The following is a 24,904-nucleotide window of genomic DNA, read 5'->3' on the forward strand; positions in this document are numbered from 1 at the left end:
GGGAGCGGATCGTGAGACTGGGCATTAATGAACTGGTAACCATGATGTAGGGAGGCACCCATGCGCCGTCTGGCGACGACCCTGACACTGAGTGCCTGGACGGGGTTCACCGCTCTCACAGGCCTGCGCCTCGCTCAAGAGGCAGGGATGCTGGACAGTCTCGCGGGCGACGGGTGGGGCGGTTTGCTGGCCCTGATGCCCATTCCTCTCGAGTTCGGCCTACTTCCGCATCAGGCGCTCGCCTTCGCCGCGGTGTTCGCCGCGTTGGCGATCGGTTTCGGCATGGGGATCGCCGGCTTGAACGCATCTTCGGCAGCTGCTGCGCGCCGGGCCGAGCCGGTCGCTGGCGCCGTGCTTGTCGCGCTCGTCGCACTATGTGCATCGGCGGCACTGACGGGTTCGCCGCTCGCCGCGGTCTTCGGAGAGGGGCCGGGCTTCCTCGTCTCGGTGGCGTTCACTTTCGGGGCATTGCTCTTCGACCATCTGATGGAAGTCGAGGAAGATGGCGCCGACGACGCGACGTTCGAGGCGATCCTCCAGTCCATCCGAGCAGCTGAGCGCAGGGCGTTGATCGAGAATCAGCGGTCGTCGACATTAGAAGAAAGCGATGACCGCTGATGCGTAAACTTCTTGCCCTTTGGCTCGGCCCGCTGGCATTCTTCTGGGGCTGGTATTTCCTGTCGCTCAACGATCTGGGCGGAGTGTTCTTCTCCCGCGCGCTGCATGATCAGGTCTTCGGCATGTATGGGGCGATGCTGGGTCTCGATCCGGCCGCCATTCCCGGCATGATCGCTGAGGCCCTCGTCGTCGACAGTTTGATTCTCGGGGCGATCGTGGCATTCCGCAGGCGCCGCAAGATCGCCGCCTGGTGGGAGCGGCGCCGGACATCCGAGCCCGCCGCGCTTGCGGGGATGGCCTACGCCCGCAGCGACGAAAGTCTGTCGAGCGCGCCCTGAAGGATGAAGGCCGCCGCAGCCGAATCGATCCGCTCGGCGCGTTTGCGGCGCGAGACGTCCGCTTCCAGCAAGCCGCGTTCCGCCGCCACCGTCGACAGCCGCTCATCCCACAGGAGCACCGGACGCGGATCGAACTGCGCGTAATTGCGCACGAAAGCTCGGGTCGACTGGGCCCGAGGTCCCTCGGAACCGTCCATATTGAGGGGCAAGCCGGTCACGATTCCGGCGACGCGGTCGCTATCCAGAGCTGCTAGCAGTGTCTTGGCGTCGATCGTGAACTTGACCCGCCGGATCACCTTGCGCGGCGTGGCGAAGCCCTGTCCGAGATCCGAGACGGCGAGCCCGATGGTCTTGGTCCCGAGGTCGATCCCGGCGATCGTTGCGCCTTCCGGCACATTTGCGGCAAACTCATCGATTGCGAGGATGGGCATTGCAAATCCTTGACCGTTCCGCCTTCACGCGCAGTTAGCACGGCGAGCGCAGACGATGGCAAACCTCCCGGTTTTCTCTCCACGGCAAGGAGCAGCTTCATGAAGATCACCTATTTCGGCCATTCCGCATTTCGAATCGAGACGGGCGCTTCGGTTATCCTGATCGACCCGTTCCTGACGGGGAATCCGCATTTCAAGGGCGATGTGGCCGCTGCAACCGAAGGCGTGACGCATATCGTTCTTAGCCATGGCCACGCCGATCATGTCGGCGACACGGTGGAACTGGCCAAACGCCACGGCTGCAAAGTCGTCGGCAATTTCGAGCTGGTGAACTGGCTGGGCAAGCAGGGCGCCGGGAACGGCGAAGGGGGAAACACCGGCGGCACGATCGCTTTCGACGATTTCACCGTGACCTTCACCCAGGCGTTCCATTCCTCAGGCCATGTCGAGGAGAATGGGACCGTGACCTATCTCGGTATGCCGAACGGGCTCGTCTTCCACTTCGACGACGGCCCGACGGTCTATCATATGGGCGACACCGACATTTTCGCCGACATGGCGCTGATCGAGGAGTTGCACGCGCCGAAGATCGCGATGGTGCCCGTCGGCGATCGCTTCACCATGGGCGCGGCGGTGGCGGCCCTGGCCTGCCGACGCTACTTCAACTTCGATACGATCGTGCCGATCCACTGGGGTACATTCCCTATTCTGGACGCGACGCCGGACAAATTTGCGGAAGCGATGGAAGGCGACGCGGGCAAGATCCGCAATCCCACGATCGGCGAAGCCTTTGCGGTCTGAGCGGTTTTGCCGCCAGACCGTCCGTCGGGCCGGCGTGAGGATGATGGACGGGATGCGCCCGCGCCGTTGCCTCGTGCCGGCCACGCCGCTATAGCTCGCGAAAATCTTGTCACAACCATAGGGCCGCAATGTCCGTCGATGCCAATACTGTCCGTCGGGTCGCCCGGCTGGCCCGAATCGCCGTTACCGAAGACGACGTCGCGGCTATGGAGGGCGACCTCAATGCCATCCTCGGTTTCGTGGAGCATCTCGGCGAGGTCGACGTCGAAGGCGTCGAGCCGATGACCTCCGTGATCCCGATAACGATGAAGAAGCGCGCCGATGTCGTTACTGACGGGGCAAAGGCCGATGACATCATGGCCAATGCGCCGGTGAGCGACGACCATTTCTTCGTCGTGCCAAAGGTGGTGGAATAGGGGGCGATGGCCGTTACGATCGCGGTGGAATCGGCGCTCCAGGATGAGGTGCGGATACTGGTCGCCAGCCTCAATGGCTATCTGAAACCGCTCTCGCCCCCGGAGTTTCAGTTCCAGCTGACGGCCGAACAGATGGCGGATGAGGATACCACCGTGTTTGTCGTGCGCGACGACACTGGCGAAGCTGCCGGCATTGGCGCGTTGAAAGTGCATGATGCGGCGCTTGGCGAGGTCAAGCGAATGTTCACGACACCAGCTGTACGCGGCAGTGGTGCGGGTTGGAAAATTCTGCGGGCGATCGAAACCAGGGCACACGATCTCGGTCTTGCCCGGCTGGTTTTCGAAACCGGGTCGACCACGGACTTCGAACAGCCTGGGCGCTCTAGGAGCGCTCGGGCTTCACACGCTGCGGCCCCGTCCTCGACTATCCGGATTCCGCCTACAATTGCTTTTACGAAAAGACCCTGACCTGATGAATGATCTGACTTCACTGACCATTGCGGAAGCGCGCGGCAAGCTGGCGTCCAAGGACATCGGTGCCGTCGAGTTGACCGACGCCTATCTGACGGCGATCGACCAAGCCAATGGCGCGCTCAATGCCTATGTCGCGGTGACGGCCGACAAGGCGCGCGACATGGCAAAGGCGTCCGAGACGCGCCTTGCCAGGGGCGAGGGCGGGGCGCTCGAGGGCATTCCGCTCGGCATCAAGGATCTGTTCGCGACCGAAGGTGTCCATACCCAGGCCTGCAGCCACATTCTCGACGGCTTCAAGCCACGCTACGAATCCACCGTCACGGCCCATCTGTGGGCCGATGGCGCGGTGATGCTCGGCAAACTCAACATGGACGAGTTCGCCATGGGCTCGTCGAACGAGACGTCCTATTACGGCCCGGTCAAGAACCCCTGGCGGAAGAAGGGCTCCAATCTCGACCTCGTGCCCGGCGGCTCGTCCGGCGGCTCGGCCGCGGCGGTGGCGGCGCATCTTTGCGCCGGCGCGACAGCGACGGACACCGGCGGCTCGATCCGCCAGCCGGCCGCCTTCACCGGCACCGTCGGCATCAAGCCGACCTATGGGCGCTGCTCGCGCTGGGGCACCGTTGCCTTTGCTTCCTCGCTCGACCAGGCCGGCCCGATCGCCCGCGACGTTCGCGACGCGGCGATCCTGTTGAGGTCGATGGCCTCCGTCGATCCGAAGGACACGACCTCGGTCGACCGAGAGGTGCCGGACTACGCGGCGGCCATCGGCCGTTCGGTGAAGGGGCTCAGGATCGGCATCCCGAAGGAATACCGGGTCGAGGGCATGCCGGGCGAGATCGAAACCCTGTGGCAGCAGGGCATCGCCTGGCTGAAGGACGCTGGCGCCGAGATCGTCGATGTCTCGCTGCCGCACACGAAGTATGCGCTGCCGGCCTATTACATCGTCGCGCCTGCCGAAGCGTCGTCCAATCTGGCGCGCTATGACGGTGTGCGCTACGGGCTGCGGGTGCCGGGCAAGGACATCGCGGATATGTACGAGAAGACCCGCGCCGAGGGTTTCGGCCGCGAGGTCAAGCGCCGCGTCATGATCGGCACCTATGTGCTGTCGTCCGGCTATTACGATGCGTACTATCTCCGCGCGCAAAAAGTCCGGACCTTGATCAAGCGCGATTTCGAGACCGTCTATGCCGAGGGCATCGACGCGCTGCTGACGCCGGCGACGCCCTCGGCGGCCTTCGGCATCGCCGACCAGGACATGGCCTCGGATCCTGTGAAGATGTATCTCAACGACATCTTTACGGTGACGGTGAATATGGCCGGCTTGCCGGGGATCGCAGTGCCGGCCGGGCTGACGGGCGACGGGCTGCCGCTGGGGCTGCAACTGATCGGCCGGCCCTTCGATGAGGAGACCCTGTTCGCGCTCGGATCGGTGATCGAGCAGGCGGCCGGACGGTTCGAGCCGGCGAGATGGTGGTGAATTTGAGTGCGAGATTGGCGGTTGAGGGAAAGGCGCGGACCGACGATGCGGCGTCAACCAACTAACTGTGGCTCGATGGCAGAGTTGAGAGCCGAAATCGACCGGCTTGACGGCGAAATCTTTGACTTGTTCGCCGAACGGATGCGCTACATCCGCCGGGCGGCCGATATCAAGCGCGAAGCGAACATTCCGGCGGATGTGCCGGAGCGAGTGGATGAAGTGATATTCAACGCCCGAACCCATGCGGCCGAGCGCGGCCTCGACCCCGACCTCTATGGTACATTCTGGGAACGTCTGGTGCGGGCCGCGATCGCCGTTGAAAAATCATTGCTTGGACGATGATGGAAGCGGATAGGAACCGCGAGCCGTTGAATCCCAGCCAAGCTTGAACCGCACAAACGATTGTTCTAGCCAGTTCGCGACCCGCGCATCCTTGTGAAAGCCGACTATGACCCTTGTCGATACCCGCACCCCCGATCCAAAGAACTTCATCTCCGGTGCCGCTGGCGACTGGGAGATCGTCATCGGCATGGAGGTTCACGCCCAGGTATCGTCGGAGGCCAAGCTGTTTTCCGGCGCGTCCGCCGCATATGGCGGCGAGGCCAATGACCACGTCAGCCTCGTCGACGCGGCGATGCCCGGCATGCTGCCGGTGATCAACGAGGAGTGCGTGCGCCAGGCAGTCCGCACGGGGCTTGGCCTCAAGGCAGAGATCAAGCACCGCTCGGTGTTCGACCGGAAGAACTACTTCTATCCGGATCTGCCGCAGGGCTACCAGATCTCGCAGTTCAAGGACCCGATCGTGGGCGAGGGGGTCGTCAGCGTCTCGATCGGACCGAACTCGAAAGGCGACTTCGAGGAAATCGAGGTTGGAATCGAGCGACTGCATCTGGAACAGGACGCGGGCAAGTCGATGCACGATCAGCATCCGACCATGTCGTTCGTCGATCTCAACCGCTCGGGCGTCGCGCTGATGGAGATCGTGTCGAAGCCCGATATGCGTTCGGCCGACGAGGCGAAGGCCTATCTGACCAAGCTGCGCACGATCCTGCGCTATCTCGGCACCTGCGACGGCAACATGGACGAAGGCTCGATGCGCGCCGATGTCAACGTCTCGGTGCGCCGTCCGGGGGGCGCCTTCGGTACCCGCTGCGAGATCAAGAACGTCAACTCGATCCGCTTCGTCGGCCAGTCGATCGAAGCGGAGGCCCGGCGTCAGATCGCGATCATCGAGGACGGCGGCACCATCGACCAGGAGACGCGGCTGTTCGATCCGGTCAAGGGCGAGACGCGGGCGATGCGCACCAAGGAAGACGCGCATGACTACCGCTATTTCCCCGATCCGGACCTGTTGCCGCTGGAATTCGACCAGGCCTATATCGACGCGCTGCTGAAGGAACTACCGGAGCTCCCCGACGACAAGAAGAACCGGTTGATCAAAGACGCCGGGCTGTCGCCCTACGACGCTTCCATCCTCGTTTCCGAAAAGGCGATCGCCGACTTCTTCGAGAAGGTCGCCGACGGCCGCGACGCCAAGCAGGCCGCCAACTGGACCATCAACGACCTGCTCGGGGCGCTGAACAAGGCCGGCAAGGGGATCGACGAATCGCCTGTCTCGGCCGAGCAACTCGGCGCGATCCTCGACCTGATCCGCGAAGGCACGATCTCCGGCAAGATCGCCAAGGACCTCTTCGAGATCGTCTGGAACGAGGGGGGTAATCCCCAGCAGCTCGTCGAAGAGCGGGGCATGAAGCAGGTGACCGACACCGGAGCGATCGAAAAGGCGGTGGACGAGGTGATTGCCGCCAATCCCGACAAGGTCAGCCAAGCCATGGCGAAGCCGACGATGGCCGGCTGGTTCGTCGGCCAGGTGATGAAGGCGACGGGCGGCAAGGCCAATCCCCAGGCGGTGAACGCGCTGGTGAAGGCGAAGCTCGGGCTCGAATGACGCCGTTTTACATCCGCACGGCCGGACCGCGCGATCTGCAGTCGATCAGCGACCTTCTTCGCGAAACCTGGCACGCGACCTATGACGGCATCTACGGCGCGGCGAGGGTGTCGGAACTCACCGCCTCATGGCACTCCGTCGACGCACTGAAGCCCCGGCTCGGGCGTCTGAATTCCGAGTTTCTGGTCGCCGACGACGGTGAGCGGCTAGGCGGAATGGCCTTCGCCGCCGCGACCGAAGGAAGTGGCAGGACGGTGATCCTGCACCAGCTCTACGTTCGGCCCGGCTGTCAGCGGGCCGGCATCGGCCGGAGCCTGCTCGCCGAAATCGAGGGCTGTTTCCCACAAGCGAACCGGCTGCGGCTCGAAGTCGAGGAGGCCAACGAACCGGCGATTCGCTTCTACCGGAGCGCAGGATTCGCGTGTGCGGGATCGACTGCCAATTGCTGCGACGACACATCGGGAATCCCCGCCGCGGTCTATGAAAAGGGCCTGACCTGACCGCTCGCGGCCGGGTGGACATTTCTCCCTTGCGGCAGCATAACGAGCCGGCATCGCGACGGCCCGCATCGAGACGGCCAGCATCGAGACGGATTGATATCCCATGAAGGAATGGCTGCTTCAGATTTTCACCTGGTGGAACGGTCAGACCATCGGCACCCGGTTTTTCACCTGGCGGTTCGGCCAGAGCGTCGGCGAGGATCATCTGGGCAATGTCTACTACCAGAACGCGGACGGCTCCAAGCGCTGGGTGATCTACAACGGACCGGCGGAGGCCTCGGCCATTCCCCCTGGCTGGCATGGCTGGATGCATCACCGCGTCGAGACGCCGCCGTCGCAAGAAGACTACGTCCCTCGCACCTGGCAGAAGCCGCACCAGCCGAACCAAACCGGCACCGCCTTGGCCTACCGGCCCAAAGGTTCGCTGCTCAATCCGGCGAAGCGTCCGCGTGTCACCGGAGATTACGACGCTTGGACGCCGTAATCGGCGGCAAGGTACCTCGTTTATCGCGACCGTCTATGGACCGCCACCGGCCGAATTTCCCGATCTACCCCTGCGTCGGAAAAATGGCGGCGGTTCCATCCGCTCAATTATCTGCCGCAATGGTCTGCCACAGAGTGGTGCTGTCATGTCGGGACGGTGGATTTCGACACGTCGAGGAAGATTTGATGAACAACCGCATTCTGGGTTCGATCTTGTTCGCCGCGACCCTAGGCTTGGGTTCCTCGCCGGCAGCGGCGCAGGAACGCGTCTCAAACCCGGTCGCGGTGTTTTCTGGTCTCGACAAGATCACCGGCCGGATCACCAGCTTCGATGTCTATATCGATGAGACGGTCCAGTTCGGCGCGCTGCAGGTCACGCCGAAAGTCTGCTACAGCAGCGCCGAGGGGCAGGTCGCCAAGACCGACGCGTTCGTGCAGGTCGACGAGATCACGTTGCAACGCGATATCCGGCAGATTTTTTCCGGCTGGATGTTCGCCGATTCCCCCGGTCTCAACGCCGTCGAGCATCCAGTCTACGATGTTTGGTTGAAGAGCTGCAAGACCGATTCGGCGGTTCCCGCTCCGGAGGGGTAGAAGGTCGCGTCATCGGAGACCGCCTCCGCCAGAAGCACCTGATAGGCATCGCGATGCACCTCGATCGCGCCGAACGAGGCGAGATGATCGGTGAGGAATTGCGTGTCGAGAAGGCGGTAATCGCCGCGGCTAAGGCGCTCCCACAGATAGGCGAGCGCAATCTTTGAGGCGTCGGTCCGGCGTGAGAACATGCTCTCACCAAAGAAGGCCGCGCCGAGCGAAACGCCATAGAGTCCCCCGACCAACTCCTCACCTTCCCAAGCTTCGACGGAATGCGCGAAGCCCTCGCGAAACAGCGACAGGATCAGCGACCGAATCTGGGAGTTGATCCAGGTTTGCGATCGGCCGGGGGCCGCCTCGGCACAACCGTCGACGACGGCCGGAAAGGCGGTGTCCACGCGGATATCGAACGGAGCGCGCCGGATCGTCTTGCGCAGGCTCCGGGACAGATGAAAGCGATCCAGCGGCAAAATCCCGCGCTCGGTCGGGTCGATCCAGAAAATGCCGGGATCCTCGGCGGTTTCCGCCATCGGAAAGATCCCGCAGGCATAGGCCTTCAGGAGGATGCTCGGCGTGATCTCGAACCGCTGTCCGCCGCGCCGAACCATGGCGTCAATCCGTTGCCTTGGCGGCGAGATGGTTTTCCAGCCAATGGATGTCGTAGTCGCCGGTGCCGATGTCGGGGTTGTTCACGAGGTCGCGGAACAGCGGCAGCGTCGTCTTGACGCCATCGACGACGATCTCGTCCAGTGCCCGGCGCAGCCGCATCATGCATTCGACGCGGTTGCGACCATGCACGATCAGCTTGCCGATCAGGCTGTCGTAGAAGGGCGGTATCGAGTAGCCTTGATAGACGCCGGAATCGACCCGAACGCCAAGTCCGCCGGGCATATGGTAATGAGTGATCTTGCCGGGCGAGGGGGCGAAGGTCTTCGGGTCCTCGGCGTTGATGCGGCATTCGATGGCGTGGCCGGCGAACTGGATCTCCGACTGTTTGATGGACAGGCCCTGACCGCTGGCCACACGAATCTGTTCATGCACGAGGTCGAGACCGGTGATGGCCTCGGTCACGGGGTGCTCGACCTGGAGACGGGTGTTCATTTCGATGAAATAGAACTCGCCGTTCTCATAGAGAAATTCGATCGTTCCCGCGCCCCGGTACCGAAGCTCGGACATGGCGTTCGCGCAGACGGTGCCAATCCTAGCGCGCTGCACATCGTCCAGCGCGGGCGAGTTCGCCTCTTCCCAGACCTTTTGATGGCGACGCTGCAGCGAGCAGTCGCGTTCGCCCAGATGGATGGCGTTGCCTGCGCCGTCGCCGAAAACCTGCACTTCGATATGGCGCGGCTTTTCCAGATACTTCTCGAGATAGACCGCGTCGTCGCCGAAGGCCGATCCCGCTTCGGCGCGAGCGGTCGCGAGCGCGTTGGAAAGGTCGCCGGCCGAGTGGGCGACTTTCATGCCACGCCCGCCGCCTCCCGCGGATGCCTTCACCAGCACGGGAAAGCCGATGTTGTTGGCGATTTTCAGCGCTTGGTCGTCGTCGGTCACCGCACCCGGCGAGCCGGGAACGACCGGGATGCCGAGGCGCTTGGCGGTTCGCTTGGCCTCGATCTTGTCGCCCATGATTCGGATATGGTCGGCGGTGGGGCCGATGAAGGTGATGTTGTGTGCCTCGAGAATGTCGGCGAAGCGGGCGTTTTCGGACAAGAAACCGTAACCGGGGTGAACCGCGTCGGCTCCCGATATTTCGCAGGCGGCAACGATCTGGGGAATGTTGAGATAGCTGTCGCGCGCTGGCGGCGGTCCAATGCACACGCTTTCGTCAGCAAGACGCACATGCATCGCCGCGTTGTCTGCGGTCGAATGCACCGCGACAGTTGAGATGCCGAGTTCCTTGCAGGCGCGCAAGACTCGCAGCGCGATCTCGCCGCGATTGGCAATCAGAACCTTCTTGACCATCCCTTGCCCCTCAAGCGATCACGACGAGCGGCTCGCCGTATTCTACAGGCTGGGCATTCTCGACTAGGATTTTGGCGACTTTGCCGGCCCGCGGCGCCGGAATCTGGTTCATCGTCTTCATTGCTTCGATGATCAGCAGCGTTTCGCCTTCCGCGACCTGCTGGCCGACTTCGATGAAATGCCGGGCGCCAGGCGCCGATGAGAGATAGACCGTCCCGACCATGGGCGAGGGGACGGTGCCGGCTTCCGGGCCGGTGGATGCGGGCGCGTTGGCTGGGGAGGCTCCGGATTGTGAAGCGGCAGGCGCCGGCTGCCCGTGCTCGGGAGCTGGAGCGTAGGTCAATGGCTGTGCATGACCGACCCCGTAGTCCTTTTGACGCGACACCCGGACACGAAGCGTACCATGCTCGACCTCGATCTCGGTGAGGTCCGTGTCGTCCAGGATTGTCGCCAGTTCGCGAACGAGGGCGGGGTCCACATTGTTTTCTGCGTTCGACATTCCGGTCCTTCGGCCCCTTCGGGCTCGCTTTATCTAAGACGTGCTTTGAGTGCGGTGATGGCTAGCTCGTAACCGATTGACCCGAACCCCACGATCATCCCAGCCGCGATTGGGGCGATCAGGCTCTTGTGCCTGATTTCCTCGCGCGCATGGATGTTGGAGATATGGACCTCGACGATAGGTTTGCCAAAAAAACGGAGCGCATCGTGAATCGCCAGGGACGTGTGCGTATAGGCGCCGGCATTGATGATGATCGCGACGGCGGCGTCCCGCGCTTCATGAATCCACTCGACCAATACGCCTTCATGGTTCGATTGCCGGAACACGATGTCGAATCCGGCTTCCGATCCCGCCGCCTCGCACCGGGTCTGCACGTCCGCAAGTGTCGCGGACCCATAGATCTCCGGCTCTCTGAGGCCAAGCGTGTTCAAATTGGGTCCGTTGAGGATGTAGATCGTCGGGGTCATCGATCCTCGGTGGGTTCAACAATCACGTACGGCGCCCGCACGGATTGGAAACCCCTATAGTGCGATAGGTGACGCGGGGAAAGCGCCACCTATCGGGTTTCCTGGTCATCCCAAGGATTCAGCAGTTGGCACTGCCGCATTTTCTAACATTGGCGACGGTGGCGGCCAGATCCGCCATGCCGACGGCCCCAGGCAGCACCTTGTCCGCGATGACGTAGGAGGGCGTGCCATTGATCGCGAGACTGTTGGCGAGTTGATCCGCTTCCTGCAGGGCAGCCTTAACGGCCGGAGACTCCATCATCGGCCGCAGCTGTTCTTCGCTGATGCCGAAGTCCTCCGCTACCGCAAGCGCTTTTGCTTCGTCCGCGACGCCCCGCGCACCGAGCAAAATTCGGTGGAACTCGGCATATTTTTCGGGAGCGAGTTCACGGAACGCCAGACTGACCGTGGCCGCTCCAACCGATGGTGGGCCGAGGACCGGAATCTCCTTAAGGATGAAACGCACATCCGAGTCGGTCTCGATGAGCGCGTCCATGTCCGCCATCGCCTTCCTGCAGAAACTGCAATTGTAGTCGAAGAATTCGACCACCGTGACATCGCCGTCGGGATTGCCCAGAGCGGTGCCTTCGGGCGTTTCGAACAGCGCCGGCCCGGTGTCGGCAATCGCCTTCTTCTGGGAGGCCAACTGCTGCGCTGATCGTTTGGTCTCAAGCGCATCCATCACCTCGAGCAAAACCTCCGGGTTGGTCACCAGGTAGTCGTGAACGATCTCCTCGATGGCGCGGCTCTCGGCCTCATCGAAGGATGTCCGTGCCGGCTGTGCGGTCATCGTTTGCTGGGCGCTGGCAGGCGCGACGAATGCGATCGCCAGTGCGGCGGCAGTGAGGAGCTTGATTTTGGTCACGAGGGGGCGGTTCCTTCCGATCGTCAGCGGATCTTGGTCTTGATTATGTCCTGGGCCTGCAGCCATGCCGGGGAGCCTGGCTTCAGTTTCTGCTGTGCCCGCGTGGCGAAAATCTTCGCCTGGCGGAATGATCCAGCGTGCCAGTAGCCCTCCGCGGTGGCAAGCTCAGCGCGACCGACATCACCGAGATGGCCATAGGCCATGGCGAGAAACCGGTAAGCGACGGAGTTGACCGGGTCACTCTGCAGGCCAGACTGGATCAAACCCACAGCCTTGTCCATTTGCGAGCGATCCCCGCCAGTGACGAGCGCCTGCCCGACCTCGGCCTGGAGGATGCCCGAGCCGCTCTTGTCGAGCTTGACGGCTCTGGAGAACGAGGCTGCCGCTTCCTGCCAGCGGCCGGCATTCATCAAAATCTCGCCGCGCATCTCCTGAAACCACGGGCTGTTCGGCTGCGCCGCGATCAGCGCATCCATCTTCTGCAGGGCGGTCGTAGGCGAACCAGACAGATGAGTCGCGATGGCGTCGCCGTACAGTGCGGCCAAGCCGCGCGGATTGCGCGCGAACAGCCGTCGAACATCGGAGGCTCCTCCATTGTAGGCGGCGATCTTGGCTCTTGCGAGATCGTGTCGCTGAGCCAGGGCCGGCGAATCCTGGCGGCCGAAAGCGGGGCTTTCCTGCGCGACCTGCTTCAAGGCCGCGATGCGTTCGCGCGGCAATGGATGCGACGACAGATAGTTGCCCGAACGTCCGCTGGCGAAAAGGTTGTTTCGATCGAGGGTCTCGAAGGTCTCCAGGAGCCCTTTTCCCGATTGACCTGTCTTTCGTAGATAGGCCAGTGCAGCCCGGTCCGCGGTCGATTCCTCGCCGCGCTGATAGCTGAGCATCCCCCGTCGCGCGAGATCGCCGCCACCGGCCATCAGGCCCGCGCCGGCTTGAGCCGCCCCGCGCGCGCCCGACGACGCACCGGCCACCGCGACGCCAGCGCCGAGCAGTCCGGCGACGATGGCGATCGTCTTGGCGCGTTCCAACTGCTGGCGCAGTCGCTGCTGGTGGCCGCCCGCCAGATGCCCGATCTCGTGGGCGAGAATGCCGATCAGCTGGTTGGGACGCTCGGTCGCTATGATTGCCCCGGTGTTGACGAAAATCCGTCGGCCGGCGACGAAGGCGTTGAAGCTGCCGGAGTTGACCAGGACGATCTCTATGCCCGAACGGGACAATCCCGCCGCCTTGAGGATCGGCTTCGCGTAATCGACGATGAGTGCTTCGATTTCCGCGTCACGGACCACGGGAAGGCTGGCTTTTTCGCTCTGTGCGGCCTGGGCCGCGACCGGGGCCAGTGCGACGGAAAGGGCGACGGCGATCGCGGTCAAACGGGCCGACAGGCGGCGGGGCGACAAATTCATGCTAGTCCTCTTCCAAACCCGGCCATTCAAGCGGATATCCTCGCCGTGTCAAAGAGCCGAGGTCCCGCCGTTCCGGCATTCCAATCCGGCGAATTCGAGGCGAAACAGGAATGAAACAGTGTCCGATCTACTCACAATGACGGCATCCCGGCGATCGGACATCGATCCGTTTCGCGCGATGGACGTACTCGCCGAGGCCAACCGTATGATCGCGCAAGGAGATTCGGTTCTCTCACTGGCCGTCGGACAACCGGCGGCGCCCGCACCGGAGATCGCGCGCGCCGCGGCGCGGCGTATGCTCGATCATGGCCGCATCGCCTATACGGACGCTCTCGGCCGACGTGATTTGCGCGAGCGGATCGCACGGCATTATGGCGAGGCTTATGACCAGTCGCTCGACGCGGACCGTATCATGGTCACGACCGGCTCCTCGGCCGGTTTCAACCTGGCCTTTCTCGCCGCCTTCGACCCGGGCGATCGAATCGCCATCGCCGCCCCTGGCTATCCCGCCTATCGCAACATCCTTCGCACGCTCGGTCTGGTTCCGGTCGAAATCGAAGTCGATCGATCAACCGAGTACGTGTTCACGGCAGAGCATCTGCGCTGCGCGCACGAGGCTGGTACAATTGCCGGCGTCCTCGTGGCAAGCCCGGCGAATCCAACAGGCACCATGACGCCGCGCGAGGAATTGCGTCGGCTGGTCGAATACGCGGACGCCCAGGGAATCCGGTTCGTTTCGGACGAGATCTACCATGGCCTGGCCTACGGCAAGGCAGAGGCGACGGCGCTCGAATTTTCGCAGCGGCCGATCGTGGTCAACTCCTTTTCGAAATACTACTGCATGACCGGTTGGCGGATCGGCTGGCTGGTGCTGCCGCCGGATCTGATGCGTGCGGCCGAGCGGATCGGCCAGAGCCTTTATATCTCGGCGCCCGAGCTTTCGCAGGTTGCCGCAACGGCCGTGTTCGACGCGAGAGACGAGTTGGACCGGGCTCGCGATGGTTATGTGCGCAACCGTGACCTTCTGATCGACCGTCTTCCCTCGCTCGGTTTCCGCGACATCGCCCCGATCGACGGCGCTTTCTATGCCTATGCGGCCATCCCGGAGGGCGAGGCGAGTTCGAGCGCTTTCGCCAAGGCCATCCTCGAAAACTGCCATGTCGCGATCACGCCCGGCACGGACTTCGATCCGCGCCGCGGCGAGAGATTCGTTCGGCTATCCTACGCCTGCGACCACGCGACGCTGGCCGAAGCCCTGGATCGAATCGCGGCGAATTCCGTCCGGTAGATACCCGCCAGCCTCCCTTGCCAACAGAAACGGGCGGCCCCTTGCGGGGCCACCCGTTGTCTTGATGCCTTGCCGTGGAGGCGGAAATGCGACCGGCCTGCGCGCCGCCAGAGCTCAGAAGAACGAGCGTCGCGCCCACCAGCCGGTGCGCCGCGGCTTTTCCGCAGTGTCGCTGGTTTCCTTCGCCGCGCCGCTGGACGTCACCACCGGCTCACCCGCCTCTTCGCCCTGAGTTTCGCGTACGTCGTCATTGGCCGCGGCGGCGAGCGAGACCGTCTCCTGGTCCCCCATCTCGCCCGGCCCGGCTTCTGGCGTTCCATGTGAAGCGGATTCCGCAGCCGGAGCAGACTCCGGCGCAACTGACCCCGCCGCTTCTCCAACATCGTCGCCGGATGTCGCCACCGGCGTTTCGGACGCTGCGTCCGGCTCTCCGGCCGCATCCGTCGCAACCGCCGGCTGGAGCGCGGCCGCAGGTGCGGGCTCGACGTGCGGCACGGCAACGGTATCACCGGATCCCCTGGCGGTTACAGGCTGGATCTCCTGCGGAGCGTCGTCACCCGCTTCGGTCCCATCGTCCGCGCCGCCAGTGTCGTCACGGTTGCGACGACCGCCGCGCCGTCCGCGGCGCCGACGTTTGCGTCCCCGATCTGAATCATCGTCGCTGCGACCGGCGGAATGGTCCTCGCCCGACGTTTCCTCATCGGCGTCGCTGTCGGTCTCCGTCTCCGACTGGTCGCTTTCGGTGGAAACCGTCTCGTCGTCGCCCTCACCCCGCCGCTTGCGCCGCCTGCGGCGTCTGCGCTTGCCGCCGTCGGAACTATCGGAGTCGGTCTGCTCGCCTGTCTCCTCGATCAGTTCAGGCGATTTGCGGGCAGCTTCCTCGTCAGCCACTTCGTCCAAAGCGTCGATCTCGGCCGCTGCCACCGATTCGGGGTTGACGACGTCGGAGGACATCTCCGGTTTCACCGCCTCGCCGCCATGCTCGATAGCGATGCTTTGATGACCGGCGCTCTCATCCGCGGCGACGACGATGCGCAGGCCGTAATGGCGTTCCAGCTCTTCGATCCGCTGGCGCTTTTCATTGAGCACATAGAGGGCGGTCGCAGTCGGAACTTTGACGATCAGGTCGTGGCTCGAATGCTTCTGGAGGTGTTCCTCGATGGTACGCAGGACATGCAGCGCCGAGGAGGAAGCCGAACGGATGTGGCCGGCGCCTTCGCAGACCGGGCAGGGCTGCATGGTGGATTCGAGCACGCTGGCGCGGATGCGCTGGCGACTCATTTCCAGAAGACCGAAATGCGAGATGCTGCCGACCTGGATGCGCGCCCGATCGCTCTTCAGGCAATCCTTGATCTTCTTTTCGACCGTCCGGTTGTTGCGCTTTTCCTCCATGTCAATGAAGTCGATGACGATCAGGCCCGCGAGATCGCGCAGACGGAGTTGCCGCGCAACTTCCTCGGCGGCCTCCAAGTTGGTCTGGAACGCCGTATCCTCGATCGAATGCTCGCGCGTCGAGCGGCCCGAGTTGACGTCGATGGCGACCAATGCCTCGGTCTGGTTGATGATGATGTACCCGCCGGACTTCAGCGTGACATGGGGATGCACCATCTTTTCCAGCTGCGACTCGATACCTTGGCGCGCGAAGATCGGCGTCGGGTCCCGGTAGGGCTGCACGACCTTCGCCTGGCTCGGCATCAGCATCCGCATGAAGTCCTTGGCTTCACGGTAGCCGGCTTCGCCGGCGACGAGGATCTGGTCGATGTCCTTGTTATAGAGGTCGCGGATCGATCGCTTGATCAGGCTGCCCTCTTCATAGACCAAGGCCGGCGCGATCGATGATAAGGTCAGATTGCGTACGGTCTCCCACAGCCGCATGAGATATTCGTAGTCGCGCTTGACCTCCGGCTTCGTCCGGTTCGCGCCGGCGGTGCGCAGGATAATGCCCATGCCCTTCGGCACGTCGAGATCGCGCACGACGTCCTTCAGACGCTTGCGGTCGGACGCGTTGGTGATCTTGCGGGAAATGCCGCCGCCGCGCGCCGTATTCGGCATCAAAACGGAATAGCGCCCGGCGAGGGACAGGTAAGTCGTCAGCGCCGCGCCCTTGTTGCCGCGTTCCTCCTTTACCACCTGAACCAGTAGAATCTGGCGCCGCTTGATCACTTCCTGGATCTTGTATTGGCGGCGCGGTCGGCTCTGGCGAACCGGAACCTCCTCCATCGCATCCTCGGAGCCGATTTCGTCGATCTGCTCGGCTTCGTCGCCGTTTGCTTCGTCATTAACGTCGTCGTCGCTGGACGAGCGGCCGCGACCACGCCGGGTCCTGCCGCTGCGACGACCGCGTTGCGAACGCCCCGACGTGGTCTCGTCGTTGCCGTCGGCTTCGCCGTCGTCGGTCTCCGCGGAGGCATCGATGCCTGCTTCAGCCGCGGAATCATCGTCCGACTCGTCTTGCGGCGCCTGGGCACCTTCCGTGTCCGGCTGATCCCGGTCTTCTGACGGTTTCCCTGTGTCACCAGACGCCGATTCGCGACCCTCCGTCTCGACGATTTCGGAGATGCTTTCCTCGTCGCTGCGCTCGGTCGCCTTGTTCCGCGACCCTCTCCGGTTTCGGCCACGGCTGGGGCGGGGCTCGTCGGCCGCGTCCTCTTCTTCCTGGACGCGGGCGAGTTCTTCCTCAATCAACGCCTGCCGGTCGGCCTTGGGGATCTGGTAATAGTCCGGATGGATTTCGCTGAAGGCAAGAAAGCCGTGGCGGTTGCCGCCATATTCGACGAATGCGGCCTGCAGCGACGGCTCGACCCGTGTCACCTTCGCCAGATAGATATTTCCCTTGAGCTGCTTCTTGTGCTCCGATTCGAAATCGAATTCCTCGATCCGACTACCGCGGACGACGACGACCCGCGTCTCCTCCTGGTGGGACGCATCGATCAGCATTTTGTTTGCCATGAATGGACTCCCGGGCGCTCGCGCAGGGCCGTGACGAGGCGTGTGAAGCCTGCGGGACGACCGAGGGGCGCGAGCCCGTAAGGGACGTGATTCGCTGCCGTTCCTCTCCACGCGGCGACGACCGTCCGGCCCGTGAAGGGCTGGCGATGAACGTCGGGCTATAAGCGGAGGCTGACGACAAAATCACGACCTGCAACAATTAGATGGCCGCTGTAGCGGCCGACGAAACGCGCGGATCGGCTGCTGTTTCGAACAGGGCGCATCCGCATCGTTGGAAAATCGCCTGGAGCTGTACTCCAGTATCGATTGAAAATCTTCCGAGAAGCTGATGACCGGTGTCGATGCCGCCAAGGATCCAAGCGCCGCAACCAGACGCTGGCGTCCAATGGCGGTTCAGCTTTCGACCCGACGACGACACGGTCTCCCGTCATAGTCAGCCTCGTCTGTGCTTTTATGCTGGCCCGGGGCAAGAAACAAGGGGACGTTCGCAACGTGCCGTAGCGCGACACCTGTCTGCCAAGGCCAACGCAAGCTTTGGACGCTAGCCGACGGCAAGGACAAGAAAAGCCTGTCCCGGCCTTCAGGGACAGGCGATGGTGCGCGCAGGAGGATGGTCGAACCCGATGCGACTTCCGCCCCAGTCTGATCACCTTTATGGCGTTCGACTTTATGGCGTTCGACCCGGAGAGGGCGGTGTCGAAGATCGGCTCCGCATCGGCTAAGTGCAACGAGGATCATCGGATGGGAGCAGGGGCTGGATCGAGGGGCATGAGACGCTTCGTCCAAACACTGGTTTCCGGCTGCCGGGGATTGCCACCAGTCGCGGCATTAGCGCTGCTTGCGATCTTGGCCTGGCGGGGGGAGGCGAGCGCTCGAGACCTGGTCATTACCAGCGTGAACCAAAGTGTCGGAAAGGGCGAATACACTGCGTCCTTCGTCCTGCGAGGCAAACCTCAAACCCGCATTCTGCGACTTGCCAATCCCGACCGGATCGCGGTCGACTTCATCGATACACTTTCGGCCGCGGCGATCGCGCCGCCGCCTGACAACGGTCTCGTCGAGAGCATCCGCCATGGGCTTGTCTCCAACGACCGCTATCGTTTCATCTTTCGGCTCAAGCGAAAGGCCTTCGCCGCGATCCGAAGCGAGGAACGACCGGATGGGCAGGTGATCGTCTTGTCGGTTCAGCCATCGGATGCGTCGCACGAGCACGTCGCACCCGTTGAAATGCTGGGCGCACGGCCCGACGACGCCAATTCGAAACGGAACGCGGCGAAGCCCGAACGACAGTTAACGATCGTGCTCGATCCCGGCCACGGCGGAATCGACAACGGCGCGGTGTCGCGCTCCGGCACCCACGAGAAGGACATCAATCTCGAACTGGCGTTCGCCCTGAGGGATTCGCTGCTCGCAAAGGGCGGCGTCAGAGTGGTTTTGACACGCGAGGACGACACCTTCATTCCGCTGGACGAGCGGGCTGCCGTCGGCCGTCGGGAGCGGGCCGATCTTTTCATCTCGATCCACGCCGATTCGATTCGCCAATCCGCCTTGCGCGGCGCGACGGTCTATACGCTTTCGGAGACGGCGTCGGACGAGTTGTCTCGGCAGGTCGCCGCTGCGGAAAATGCCTCCGACCGCTTTGCCGGTGAGGATTGGCAGCAGGAAAAACCGGATGTCGTCGACATCCTCCTCGATCTGACGCGTCGGGAGACGGTCAGCTTTTCGGAGCACTTTGCGTCATCGCTTGTGGAGGATCTGGCCATGCGCGACATCCGGTTGATCAATCGACCCAAGCGGTCGGCGGGGTTCAAGGTTCTGAAAGCGCCGGATGTTCCCTCTGTCCTGGTCGAATTCGGTTTCCTTTCCAATCGTCAGGACGAAAAGCTCTTGCAGGATGATGCCTGGCGCGGAGTGGTGGCCGCGGCCACAGCGGAAGCGGTGATGAATTTTTTCGGAGGAAAGCAGGAGGAGGACCGAGGACGGTGCACCCCATCCGGCGAATGTGGTAAATCGACAACGACGAAGGCAATTGATCCACCGAAAGTCGATTGAGTTCACGGCCTTGCCGCAATTGCCGACAACAAGGTTCATGGACTGAATGCGGATATGGGCAATCGTTTGCCCAGGCCGTATTTATAGACCTGCTGGATGGCCAATCGGCGCTATCATCGGGTAGGAGACCGAACCGGAGTGTCGCACCTGGGGCGGACGGAGTTTTTATGATTAGACTGCTCGGCTATTTCTTCGGAATCGGGGCCATCTTCTTCCTGATCGTGGCGGGTGGATTTGCCTGGTACGTTGAGAAGATGGCGCAGGATTTGCCGGACTATCAGGTGTTGGCCAAGTACGAGCCGCCGGTGACGACACGGGTTCACGCTTCGGACGGCTCGCTCATGGCAGAATATGCGCGCCAACGTCGCTTGTTCCTGCCGATCCAGGCGATTCCAGATCTCGTCAAGAACGCGTTTTTGTCTGCCGAGGACAAGAACTTCTACCAGCATCCGGGTGTTGACATCGAAGGTGTCGCCCGTGCCGTCGTGGTCCTGGCCAAGGGGGGGCGCATGCAGGGTGCTTCGACAATCACCCAGCAGGTCGCCAAGAATTTCCTGCTGACGAACGAACGCACGTTGGATCGCAAGGTGAAGGAAGCGATTCTTTCGCTGCGCATCGAGCAGGCCTATTCGAAGGACAAGATCTTCGAGTTGTATCTCAACGAGATTTATCTCGGACTTGGCTCCTACGGCATCGCCGCGGCGTCGCTGGCCTATTTCGACAAGCCGGTCAGCGAGCTGACGATTGAGGAAGCGGCTTACCTCGCGGCGCTGCCCAAGGCGCCGGAGAACTACAATCCGTTCCGCGATCCGGACAAGGCGCTCGAGCGCCGGAACTGGGTCATCGACCAGATGGCCACGAACCAGGTCATCACCGACGCCGAGGCCGCCGAGGCTCAACAAAAGCCGCTGGGCGTCAATCCGCGCTCGTCCGACACTTATCTGACAGCGGCAGAATATTTCACCGAGGATGTCCGGCGCGAAATCATCCAGCGCTACGGCGTCGATGCCCTCTACGAAGGCGGGTTGTCGGTCCGCACGACCCTCGATCCTCAACTGCAGGCCGAGGCGCGCTCCGCGCTGCAGCGTGGGCTTGTCAAATATGACGAGGCGCGTGGATTTCGGGGCGCGGTGACGCGAATCGACATCGGCAGCGACTGGGGTCCGGCGCTCGGCAAGGTCGACCCCCTTGCGGACGTGCCCGAGTGGCGCTTGGCCGTCGTTCTCGGCACTGCAAGCGACCGGATCAGTATCGGCCTTCAGCCGGAGCGCCAGGTCTCTGGTGCACTCGGAGCGAAGCGGGAAGTCGGCACGATTGCGTTCGCCAACATGAAGTGGGCGCTGAGGCTGAATACCAAGCAGCGCAAGGGCACTGTAAAATCTGCCTCGGATGTCGTCTCGCGCGGCGACGTTATCTATGTGGAGAAAGTGGAGGAGGGCGAGGGTTACCGGCTCCGCCAGCCGCCAGAGATCCAGGGGGCGCTGGTCGCCATGGAGCCGCAGACCGGCCGCGTATTGGCCATGGTCGGCGGCTTCTCCTTCGCTGAATCGGAATTTAATCGGGCTTCGCAGGCCTATCGGCAGCCCGGCTCATCATTCAAGCCATTCGTCTACGCGGCGGCACTCGACAATGGCTACACCCCCGCGTCTGTCATTCTTGACGCGCCGATTTCACTGCCCGACGGCAATGGTGGGTTCTGGGAGCCATCCAATTATGGAGGCGGCTCCGCCGGCCCGTCGACCCTGCGGCTCGGAATTGAAAAGAGCCGCAACCTCATGACAGTCCGTCTGGCCAAGGATATGGGCATGAAGCTTGTCGCCGAATACGCGGAACGGTTCGGCGTTTACGACAAGCTCTTGCCCTATCTTCCCATGGCGCTCGGCGCGGGCGAAACGACGGTCCTGCGGATGGTGTCGGCCTTTTCGACGATCGCCAATGGCGGGCGTTCGCTCGAGCCCTCGCTGATCGATCGCGTTCAGGACCGGTACGGACGCACGATCTACAAGCATGATCAGCGCCAGTGCCAGTCGTGCGATGCGACCCAATATGACGGCCAGCCCGAGCCGGAGCTGATCGATGAGCGGGATCAGATCCTGGATCCGATGACGGCCTACCAGATCACCTCGATGATGGAGGGCGTCGTGCAGCGCGGCACGGCGACCAAGGTGAGGGAACTCGGCGTTCCGATCGCCGGTAAGACCGGGACGACCAATGAGGAGAAGGACGTCTGGTTCGTCGGATTTACGCCGGACATCGTCACCGGTGTCTTCCTCGGCTACGATAATCCGAAGCCGATGGGCCGTGGGGCGACCGGCGGCGGCATGGCTGCCCCCGTCTTCATCGATTTCATGCGTGAGGCTTTGAAAGACCGCAAGCCGATTGAATTCCAGCCTCCGGAGGGCATGGAACTCATCGCCGTCAACCGCAAAACCGGCATGCGCGCGAGCGGCTCTGGACCCGATGTGATCATGGAGGCGTTCAAGCCCGGAACCGGCCCGTCCGATGCCTACGAAGTCATCGGCATGGATGAAGTCGCGTCGGGTTTCGGTTCTGGCGAAGTCTCGCAGGAAGCCGAACAGGCGATCGTCCAGGGCGCCGGTGGGCTGTTCTAGCCAAGAGCCGCCATCGGCGTTATAGACGCGCGACAGGGGCGGGCTCACCGCCCTTTTCCTTGCGCAAAGCGTCCCGGCGGTCGTCGAGGCCGCATTCAAATCACCAGCGAATCAGGAGATTGCGGCATGCGTGCCGAGATCGAGACAATGGTCGACGAAATCAAGCAGGCCATAAGCCTGCTGAGGAGGCATCTTTGACTGGGATCAATCCCTCAAGCGCCTCGATCATCTGAACCAGAAGGCGGAAGATCCGTCGATCTGGGAGGATGCTGCGGAGGCGCAGAAGCTGATGCGCGAGCGCCAGCATCTCGACGAAGCGGTCAGCTCCATTAAGCGCCTCGATCAGTCGCTCAGTGACAACGTCGAACTCATCGCCATGGGCGAGGAGGAGGGCGATTCGGAGATCGTGACGGAAGCCGAAACGGCGATCCGCGGAATTCGGGCGGACGTCGACAAACGGCAGATCGAGGCGTTGCTGGCAGGCGAGGCCGATGCCAACGACACCTATGTCGAGGTCCATTCCGGTGCCGGTGGGACTGAGAGCCAGGACTGGGCGGCCATGCTTTTGCGCATGTATATGCGCTGGGCCGACCGCTCCAAGATGAAGGTGGAGGTTCTCGAGGAGCATGCCGGCGAAGAGGCGGGCATCAAATCCGCGACGCTGCTGATCAAGGGCCACAACGCCTATGGCTGGATGAAAACCGAATCGGGCGTGCATCGCCTCGTGCGGATTTCGCCGTATGACAGCCAAGCGCGACGGCACACGTCCTTTGCCTCCGTATGGGTGTATCCGGTGATCGACGATACGATCCAGATCGACGTGTCCGAGTCCGACGTGCGCATCGACACCTATCGCGCCTCCGGCGCTGGCGGTCAGCACGTCAATACGACGGATTCGGCCGTGCGGATCACGCATATCGCCACCGGCATCGTCGTCCAGTGTCAGGCCGAGCGCTCACAGCACAAGAACCGTGCAACAGCATGGAACATGTTGCGCGCGCGCCTGTACGAGGCGGAACTCGAGCGGCGCGAGGAAGAGGCGAGTGCCGAGGCCGCGTCGAAGACCGATATTGGCTGGGGTCACCAGATTCGATCCTACGTCCTGCAGCCGTATCAACTGGTGAAGGACTTGCGGACCGGGGTGGAGAGTACGTCACCCCAGGACGTTCTGGACGGTTACCTCGACGAGTTCATGGAAGCGGCATTGGCCCATCGTGTGCATGGCGGCGACCTGGAAGTCGAGGATATCGCCTGAGATCAGGATGGGTGGGCGGCGTATGGCCACCCTTCAGCTGAACGCGTTGATCCTTAGGCCGATGCGGCGAAATCGCGCCGGGTCGACGGCGCGGCCGTTGCGCCGCACTTCGTAGTGAAGATGGGGGCCGGTACTGCGGCCGGTGCTGCCGACCTCGCCGATCTTGGTGCCTTTCGCCACGGTCTGGCCCACGGCGACGTCGACCCGCAACATGTGGGCGTAGCGCGTGGTGATGCCGTTGCCGTGGTCGATTTCGACGAGGTTGCCGTAGCCGCCGGCGCGACCGGCTTTGGTGATAGTGCCGGGCGCGGTGGCCGGAACCGGCGTGCCGCTCGCCGCCGCATAATCGTCGCCGGAGTGCAATCCGCGCCGTCCGAGAAAGGGATCGGAGCGAATTCCGAACGAGCTGGAGAGGCGGCTTCCGGGCAGCGGCTCCGAAATCGGAAGGGTTGCCGCCACCGAGTGAATCTTTTGCAAGGATGCCAGGGCTGTATCGAGTTCGGCATAGGATTCGTCGAAATTATAGTCCACTGGCACCGGCTCGAACGGACCGCCCGTGGCGGTGTGCTCATCGAGCTCGGGCAGATCAATCCCGGCGGCCTTCAGCGCTGCCGCGATCTTGAGCGTTCGCGTCCGGGCCGTCTCCGCCATACTCTGTAGATGCTCGATTTGGCGAAGTTCGACAATGTCGATCGAGCGTCCGACCTCGCGAAGCATCGCGTCGGCGATCCAGGTTTTTCCGGCTGGCGCGACAGGCACCGTCGAGGATGGGCGCAGTTCGATTGTGAAAGCGGCCCGCTCACCAACCGAGCCAGTACGGATCGGATCGACGATTGCTGCCGGTGACTGCAAAACCGGCTGGCTGACCTCGCCATCGACGGGCGAGTCGAGCGTCCCTATCGGCAGGGCTGCCATTGCGAGCCGGGGATTGGGCGTCGGCAGAGGAATCGGTGCGGGGGCGACTCCAACTTCCTGGGCGCGCTCATACAAGGGGCGCAACTTGTCGTAGCGTGCAGTGAGTTCTTCCTGCTGATCGAGAAGGACGTCGACCTTGGTCTCGACCATCTTCTGCGAAATCATCTGCCGGCTGGTGACCGTGTCGAGTTGCGACCGCAGCGATGCGATCCGCTGTTCGTAACCCTGGCGTATCTGGGCTTGTCGCGCGGTCAGCCGCGCCGCTATATCGTCCTGCATGACGAACCAGGTCGGTGCCGCGACCATGGTCAGCACGATCAGAGACGCAAAGGCCGTTCCGAGCAGAAGCGACCGTTGCCCAATCGTGAAATGTCGAACCTGTTCACCGCGGGCGATGATGATGGTGTGAGGCTCGCGGTACTCCCCAAAGGTCCGTCTGTGTTTGCTCGCAGCCATTTCCCGCTCCTCGTTGACGGGGTGAAAGCCCCTTCATCGACGAACCGATTACACCC

Annotated in this window: 24 protein-coding genes; 15 read left to right on the forward strand and 9 right to left on the reverse strand. The window is 62.9% G+C overall.

Going from position 1 to position 24,904, the window contains the following annotated elements; all coding sequences use genetic code 11:
* The first annotated feature begins 60 nt into the window (after window positions 1-60).
* Both ING15_RS06990 and ING15_RS06995 read left to right on the forward strand, forming a co-directional pair.
* Complete coding sequence (locus ING15_RS06990; RefSeq protein ID WP_206454065.1) at window positions 61-618, forward strand: hypothetical protein; 558 nt, start codon at window positions 61-63, stop codon at window positions 616-618.
* Complete coding sequence (locus ING15_RS06995) at window positions 618-956, forward strand: DUF6105 family protein (protein WP_206454066.1); 339 nt, start codon at window positions 618-620, stop codon at window positions 954-956. The genes ING15_RS06990 and ING15_RS06995 overlap by 1 nt, the downstream gene beginning before the upstream one ends.
* Here the strand turns inward: ING15_RS06995 and ruvX are convergent.
* Window positions 917-1,387 (reverse strand): Holliday junction resolvase RuvX, encoded by a 471-nt coding sequence (gene ruvX / locus ING15_RS07000; RefSeq protein ID WP_206454067.1) that lies wholly within the window; start codon window positions 1,385-1,387, stop codon window positions 917-919. The two genes, ING15_RS06995 and ruvX, sit on opposite strands and share 40 nt — an antisense overlap.
* A 99-nt stretch (window positions 1,388-1,486) precedes the next feature.
* Here ruvX and ING15_RS07005 point away from each other — a divergent pair, with 99 nt between their 5' ends.
* The 9 genes from ING15_RS07005 (at window position 1,487) to ING15_RS07045 (ending at window position 8,083) form a co-directional block, all read left to right on the forward strand.
* Entirely contained in the window at window positions 1,487-2,188 is a 702-nt protein-coding gene (locus tag ING15_RS07005) for a metal-dependent hydrolase (protein WP_206454068.1), read from the forward strand.
* Between the two features lie 128 nt (window positions 2,189-2,316).
* Window positions 2,317-2,604 carry an Asp-tRNA(Asn)/Glu-tRNA(Gln) amidotransferase subunit GatC gene (gene gatC / locus ING15_RS07010; RefSeq protein ID WP_206454069.1) on the forward strand — a complete coding sequence of 96 codons (288 nt, stop codon included), beginning with the start codon at window positions 2,317-2,319 and terminating at the stop codon, window positions 2,602-2,604.
* Window positions 2,605-2,610: 6 nt separating this feature from the next.
* On the forward strand, window positions 2,611-3,072 hold the full coding sequence (locus ING15_RS07015; RefSeq protein WP_408628681.1) for a GNAT family N-acetyltransferase: 462 nt from the start codon (window positions 2,611-2,613) through the stop codon (window positions 3,070-3,072).
* Window positions 3,073-3,076: 4 nt separating this feature from the next.
* Window positions 3,077-4,558, forward strand: a complete 1,482-nt coding sequence (gene gatA, locus ING15_RS07020) for an Asp-tRNA(Asn)/Glu-tRNA(Gln) amidotransferase subunit GatA (RefSeq protein ID WP_206454070.1) — start codon at window positions 3,077-3,079, stop codon at window positions 4,556-4,558.
* A 75-nt stretch (window positions 4,559-4,633) separates the two neighbouring features.
* Entirely contained in the window at window positions 4,634-4,900 is a 267-nt protein-coding gene (locus tag ING15_RS07025; RefSeq protein WP_408628682.1) for a chorismate mutase, read from the forward strand.
* A 106-nt stretch (window positions 4,901-5,006) separates the two neighbouring features.
* Window positions 5,007-6,506: an Asp-tRNA(Asn)/Glu-tRNA(Gln) amidotransferase subunit GatB gene (gene gatB / locus ING15_RS07030; RefSeq protein ID WP_206454072.1), complete on the forward strand. Its 1,500-nt coding sequence runs from the start codon at window positions 5,007-5,009 to the stop codon at window positions 6,504-6,506.
* Complete coding sequence (locus ING15_RS07035; RefSeq protein WP_206454073.1) at window positions 6,503-7,006, forward strand: GNAT family N-acetyltransferase; 504 nt, start codon at window positions 6,503-6,505, stop codon at window positions 7,004-7,006. The genes gatB and ING15_RS07035 overlap by 4 nt, the downstream gene beginning before the upstream one ends.
* Window positions 7,007-7,109: 103 nt before the next feature.
* Entirely contained in the window at window positions 7,110-7,490 is a 381-nt protein-coding gene (locus tag ING15_RS07040; protein ID WP_206454074.1) for an NADH:ubiquinone oxidoreductase subunit NDUFA12, read from the forward strand.
* A gap of 185 nt (window positions 7,491-7,675) precedes the next feature.
* Window positions 7,676-8,083 (forward strand): DUF2155 domain-containing protein, encoded by a 408-nt coding sequence (locus ING15_RS07045; protein WP_206454075.1) that lies wholly within the window; start codon window positions 7,676-7,678, stop codon window positions 8,081-8,083.
* Here the strand turns inward: ING15_RS07045 and aat are convergent.
* From aat to ING15_RS07075, 6 genes are all read right to left on the reverse strand, one after another.
* The gene (gene aat / locus ING15_RS07050) at window positions 8,023-8,691 is read right to left on the reverse strand and encodes a leucyl/phenylalanyl-tRNA--protein transferase (RefSeq protein ID WP_206454076.1); all 669 of its coding nucleotides are present in this window, start codon (window positions 8,689-8,691) and stop codon (window positions 8,023-8,025) included. The two genes, ING15_RS07045 and aat, sit on opposite strands and share 61 nt — an antisense overlap.
* A 4-nt stretch (window positions 8,692-8,695) precedes the next feature.
* On the reverse strand, window positions 8,696-10,045 hold the full coding sequence (accC, locus tag ING15_RS07055) for an acetyl-CoA carboxylase biotin carboxylase subunit (protein WP_206454077.1): 1,350 nt from the start codon (window positions 10,043-10,045) through the stop codon (window positions 8,696-8,698).
* A gap of 10 nt (window positions 10,046-10,055) precedes the next feature.
* Window positions 10,056-10,544, reverse strand: a complete 489-nt coding sequence (gene accB, locus ING15_RS07060; RefSeq protein ID WP_206454078.1) for an acetyl-CoA carboxylase biotin carboxyl carrier protein — start codon at window positions 10,542-10,544, stop codon at window positions 10,056-10,058.
* A 29-nt stretch (window positions 10,545-10,573) separates the two neighbouring features.
* Window positions 10,574-11,011, reverse strand: a complete 438-nt coding sequence (gene aroQ / locus ING15_RS07065; protein WP_206454079.1) for a type II 3-dehydroquinate dehydratase — start codon at window positions 11,009-11,011, stop codon at window positions 10,574-10,576.
* A gap of 118 nt (window positions 11,012-11,129) precedes the next feature.
* Window positions 11,130-11,981: a DsbA family protein gene (locus tag ING15_RS07070; RefSeq protein WP_232845612.1), complete on the reverse strand. Its 852-nt coding sequence runs from the start codon at window positions 11,979-11,981 to the stop codon at window positions 11,130-11,132.
* The gene (locus ING15_RS07075) at window positions 11,939-13,321 is read right to left on the reverse strand and encodes a M48 family metalloprotease (protein WP_206454080.1); all 1,383 of its coding nucleotides are present in this window, start codon (window positions 13,319-13,321) and stop codon (window positions 11,939-11,941) included. The genes ING15_RS07070 and ING15_RS07075 overlap by 43 nt, the downstream gene beginning before the upstream one ends.
* Before the next feature lie 136 nt (window positions 13,322-13,457).
* Here ING15_RS07075 and ING15_RS07080 point away from each other — a divergent pair, with 136 nt between their 5' ends.
* Window positions 13,458-14,609 carry a pyridoxal phosphate-dependent aminotransferase gene (locus tag ING15_RS07080; protein WP_206454134.1) on the forward strand — a complete coding sequence of 384 codons (1,152 nt, stop codon included), beginning with the start codon at window positions 13,458-13,460 and terminating at the stop codon, window positions 14,607-14,609.
* Between the two features lie 114 nt (window positions 14,610-14,723).
* Here ING15_RS07080 and ING15_RS07085 read toward each other — a convergent pair whose 3' ends face one another.
* Entirely contained in the window at window positions 14,724-17,558 is a 2,835-nt protein-coding gene (locus ING15_RS07085; protein ID WP_206454081.1) for an Rne/Rng family ribonuclease, read from the reverse strand.
* A gap of 768 nt (window positions 17,559-18,326) precedes the next feature.
* On the opposite strand from ING15_RS07085, the gene ING15_RS07090 reads away from it, so the two are divergent.
* The 3 genes from ING15_RS07090 (at window position 18,327) to prfB (ending at window position 23,477) form a co-directional block, all read left to right on the forward strand.
* Entirely contained in the window at window positions 18,327-19,610 is a 1,284-nt protein-coding gene (locus ING15_RS07090) for an N-acetylmuramoyl-L-alanine amidase (protein ID WP_206454082.1), read from the forward strand.
* A 167-nt stretch (window positions 19,611-19,777) separates the two neighbouring features.
* Window positions 19,778-22,222 carry a penicillin-binding protein 1A gene (locus ING15_RS07095; protein ID WP_206454083.1) on the forward strand — a complete coding sequence of 815 codons (2,445 nt, stop codon included), beginning with the start codon at window positions 19,778-19,780 and terminating at the stop codon, window positions 22,220-22,222.
* A 126-nt stretch (window positions 22,223-22,348) separates the two neighbouring features.
* A protein-coding gene (gene prfB / locus ING15_RS07100; protein WP_206454084.1) for a peptide chain release factor 2 occupies window positions 22,349-23,477 on the forward strand; the annotation gives its coding sequence in 2 pieces (ribosomal slippage) (window positions 22,349-22,417 and window positions 22,419-23,477; 1,128 coding nt in all).
* A 33-nt stretch (window positions 23,478-23,510) separates the two neighbouring features.
* Here the strand turns inward: prfB and ING15_RS07105 are convergent.
* Entirely contained in the window at window positions 23,511-24,848 is a 1,338-nt protein-coding gene (locus ING15_RS07105) for a M23 family metallopeptidase (protein WP_206454085.1), read from the reverse strand.
* Between the last annotated feature and the right edge of the window lie 56 nt (window positions 24,849-24,904).

Source organism: Aurantimonas marina (genome assembly GCF_017183135.1).
GTDB classification, from domain to species: domain Bacteria; phylum Pseudomonadota; class Alphaproteobacteria; order Rhizobiales; family Rhizobiaceae; genus Aurantimonas; species Aurantimonas marina.

Coding starts and splice junctions, on each gene's coding strand:
- accB (WP_206454078.1), bottom strand. CDS start 10,544: ATGTCGAACGCAGAAAACAATGTGGACCCCGCCCTCGTTCGCGAACTG.
- ING15_RS07040 (WP_206454074.1), top strand. CDS start 7,110: ATGAAGGAATGGCTGCTTCAGATTTTCACCTGGTGGAACGGTCAGACC.
- ING15_RS06995 (WP_206454066.1), top strand. CDS start 618: ATGCGTAAACTTCTTGCCCTTTGGCTCGGCCCGCTGGCATTCTTCTGG.
- ING15_RS07075 (WP_206454080.1), bottom strand. CDS start 13,321: ATGAATTTGTCGCCCCGCCGCCTGTCGGCCCGTTTGACCGCGATCGCC.
- aat (WP_206454076.1), bottom strand. CDS start 8,691: ATGGTTCGGCGCGGCGGACAGCGGTTCGAGATCACGCCGAGCATCCTC.
- ING15_RS07090 (WP_206454082.1), top strand. CDS start 18,327: ATGAGACGCTTCGTCCAAACACTGGTTTCCGGCTGCCGGGGATTGCCA.
- ING15_RS07085 (WP_206454081.1), bottom strand. CDS start 17,558: ATGGCAAACAAAATGCTGATCGATGCGTCCCACCAGGAGGAGACGCGG.
- ING15_RS07015 (WP_408628681.1), top strand. CDS start 2,611: ATGGCCGTTACGATCGCGGTGGAATCGGCGCTCCAGGATGAGGTGCGG.
- ING15_RS06990 (WP_206454065.1), top strand. CDS start 61: ATGCGCCGTCTGGCGACGACCCTGACACTGAGTGCCTGGACGGGGTTC.
- ING15_RS07025 (WP_408628682.1), top strand. CDS start 4,634: ATGGCAGAGTTGAGAGCCGAAATCGACCGGCTTGACGGCGAAATCTTT.
- aroQ (WP_206454079.1), bottom strand. CDS start 11,011: ATGACCCCGACGATCTACATCCTCAACGGACCCAATTTGAACACGCTT.
- ruvX (WP_206454067.1), bottom strand. CDS start 1,387: ATGCCCATCCTCGCAATCGATGAGTTTGCCGCAAATGTGCCGGAAGGC.
- gatB (WP_206454072.1), top strand. CDS start 5,007: ATGACCCTTGTCGATACCCGCACCCCCGATCCAAAGAACTTCATCTCC.
- ING15_RS07035 (WP_206454073.1), top strand. CDS start 6,503: ATGACGCCGTTTTACATCCGCACGGCCGGACCGCGCGATCTGCAGTCG.
- ING15_RS07045 (WP_206454075.1), top strand. CDS start 7,676: ATGAACAACCGCATTCTGGGTTCGATCTTGTTCGCCGCGACCCTAGGC.
- gatA (WP_206454070.1), top strand. CDS start 3,077: ATGAATGATCTGACTTCACTGACCATTGCGGAAGCGCGCGGCAAGCTG.
- ING15_RS07095 (WP_206454083.1), top strand. CDS start 19,778: ATGATTAGACTGCTCGGCTATTTCTTCGGAATCGGGGCCATCTTCTTC.
- ING15_RS07080 (WP_206454134.1), top strand. CDS start 13,458: ATGACGGCATCCCGGCGATCGGACATCGATCCGTTTCGCGCGATGGAC.
- gatC (WP_206454069.1), top strand. CDS start 2,317: ATGTCCGTCGATGCCAATACTGTCCGTCGGGTCGCCCGGCTGGCCCGA.
- ING15_RS07070 (WP_232845612.1), bottom strand. CDS start 11,981: ATGGCTGCAGGCCCAGGACATAATCAAGACCAAGATCCGCTGACGATC.
- ING15_RS07005 (WP_206454068.1), top strand. CDS start 1,487: ATGAAGATCACCTATTTCGGCCATTCCGCATTTCGAATCGAGACGGGC.
- ING15_RS07105 (WP_206454085.1), bottom strand. CDS start 24,848: ATGGCTGCGAGCAAACACAGACGGACCTTTGGGGAGTACCGCGAGCCT.
- accC (WP_206454077.1), bottom strand. CDS start 10,045: ATGGTCAAGAAGGTTCTGATTGCCAATCGCGGCGAGATCGCGCTGCGA.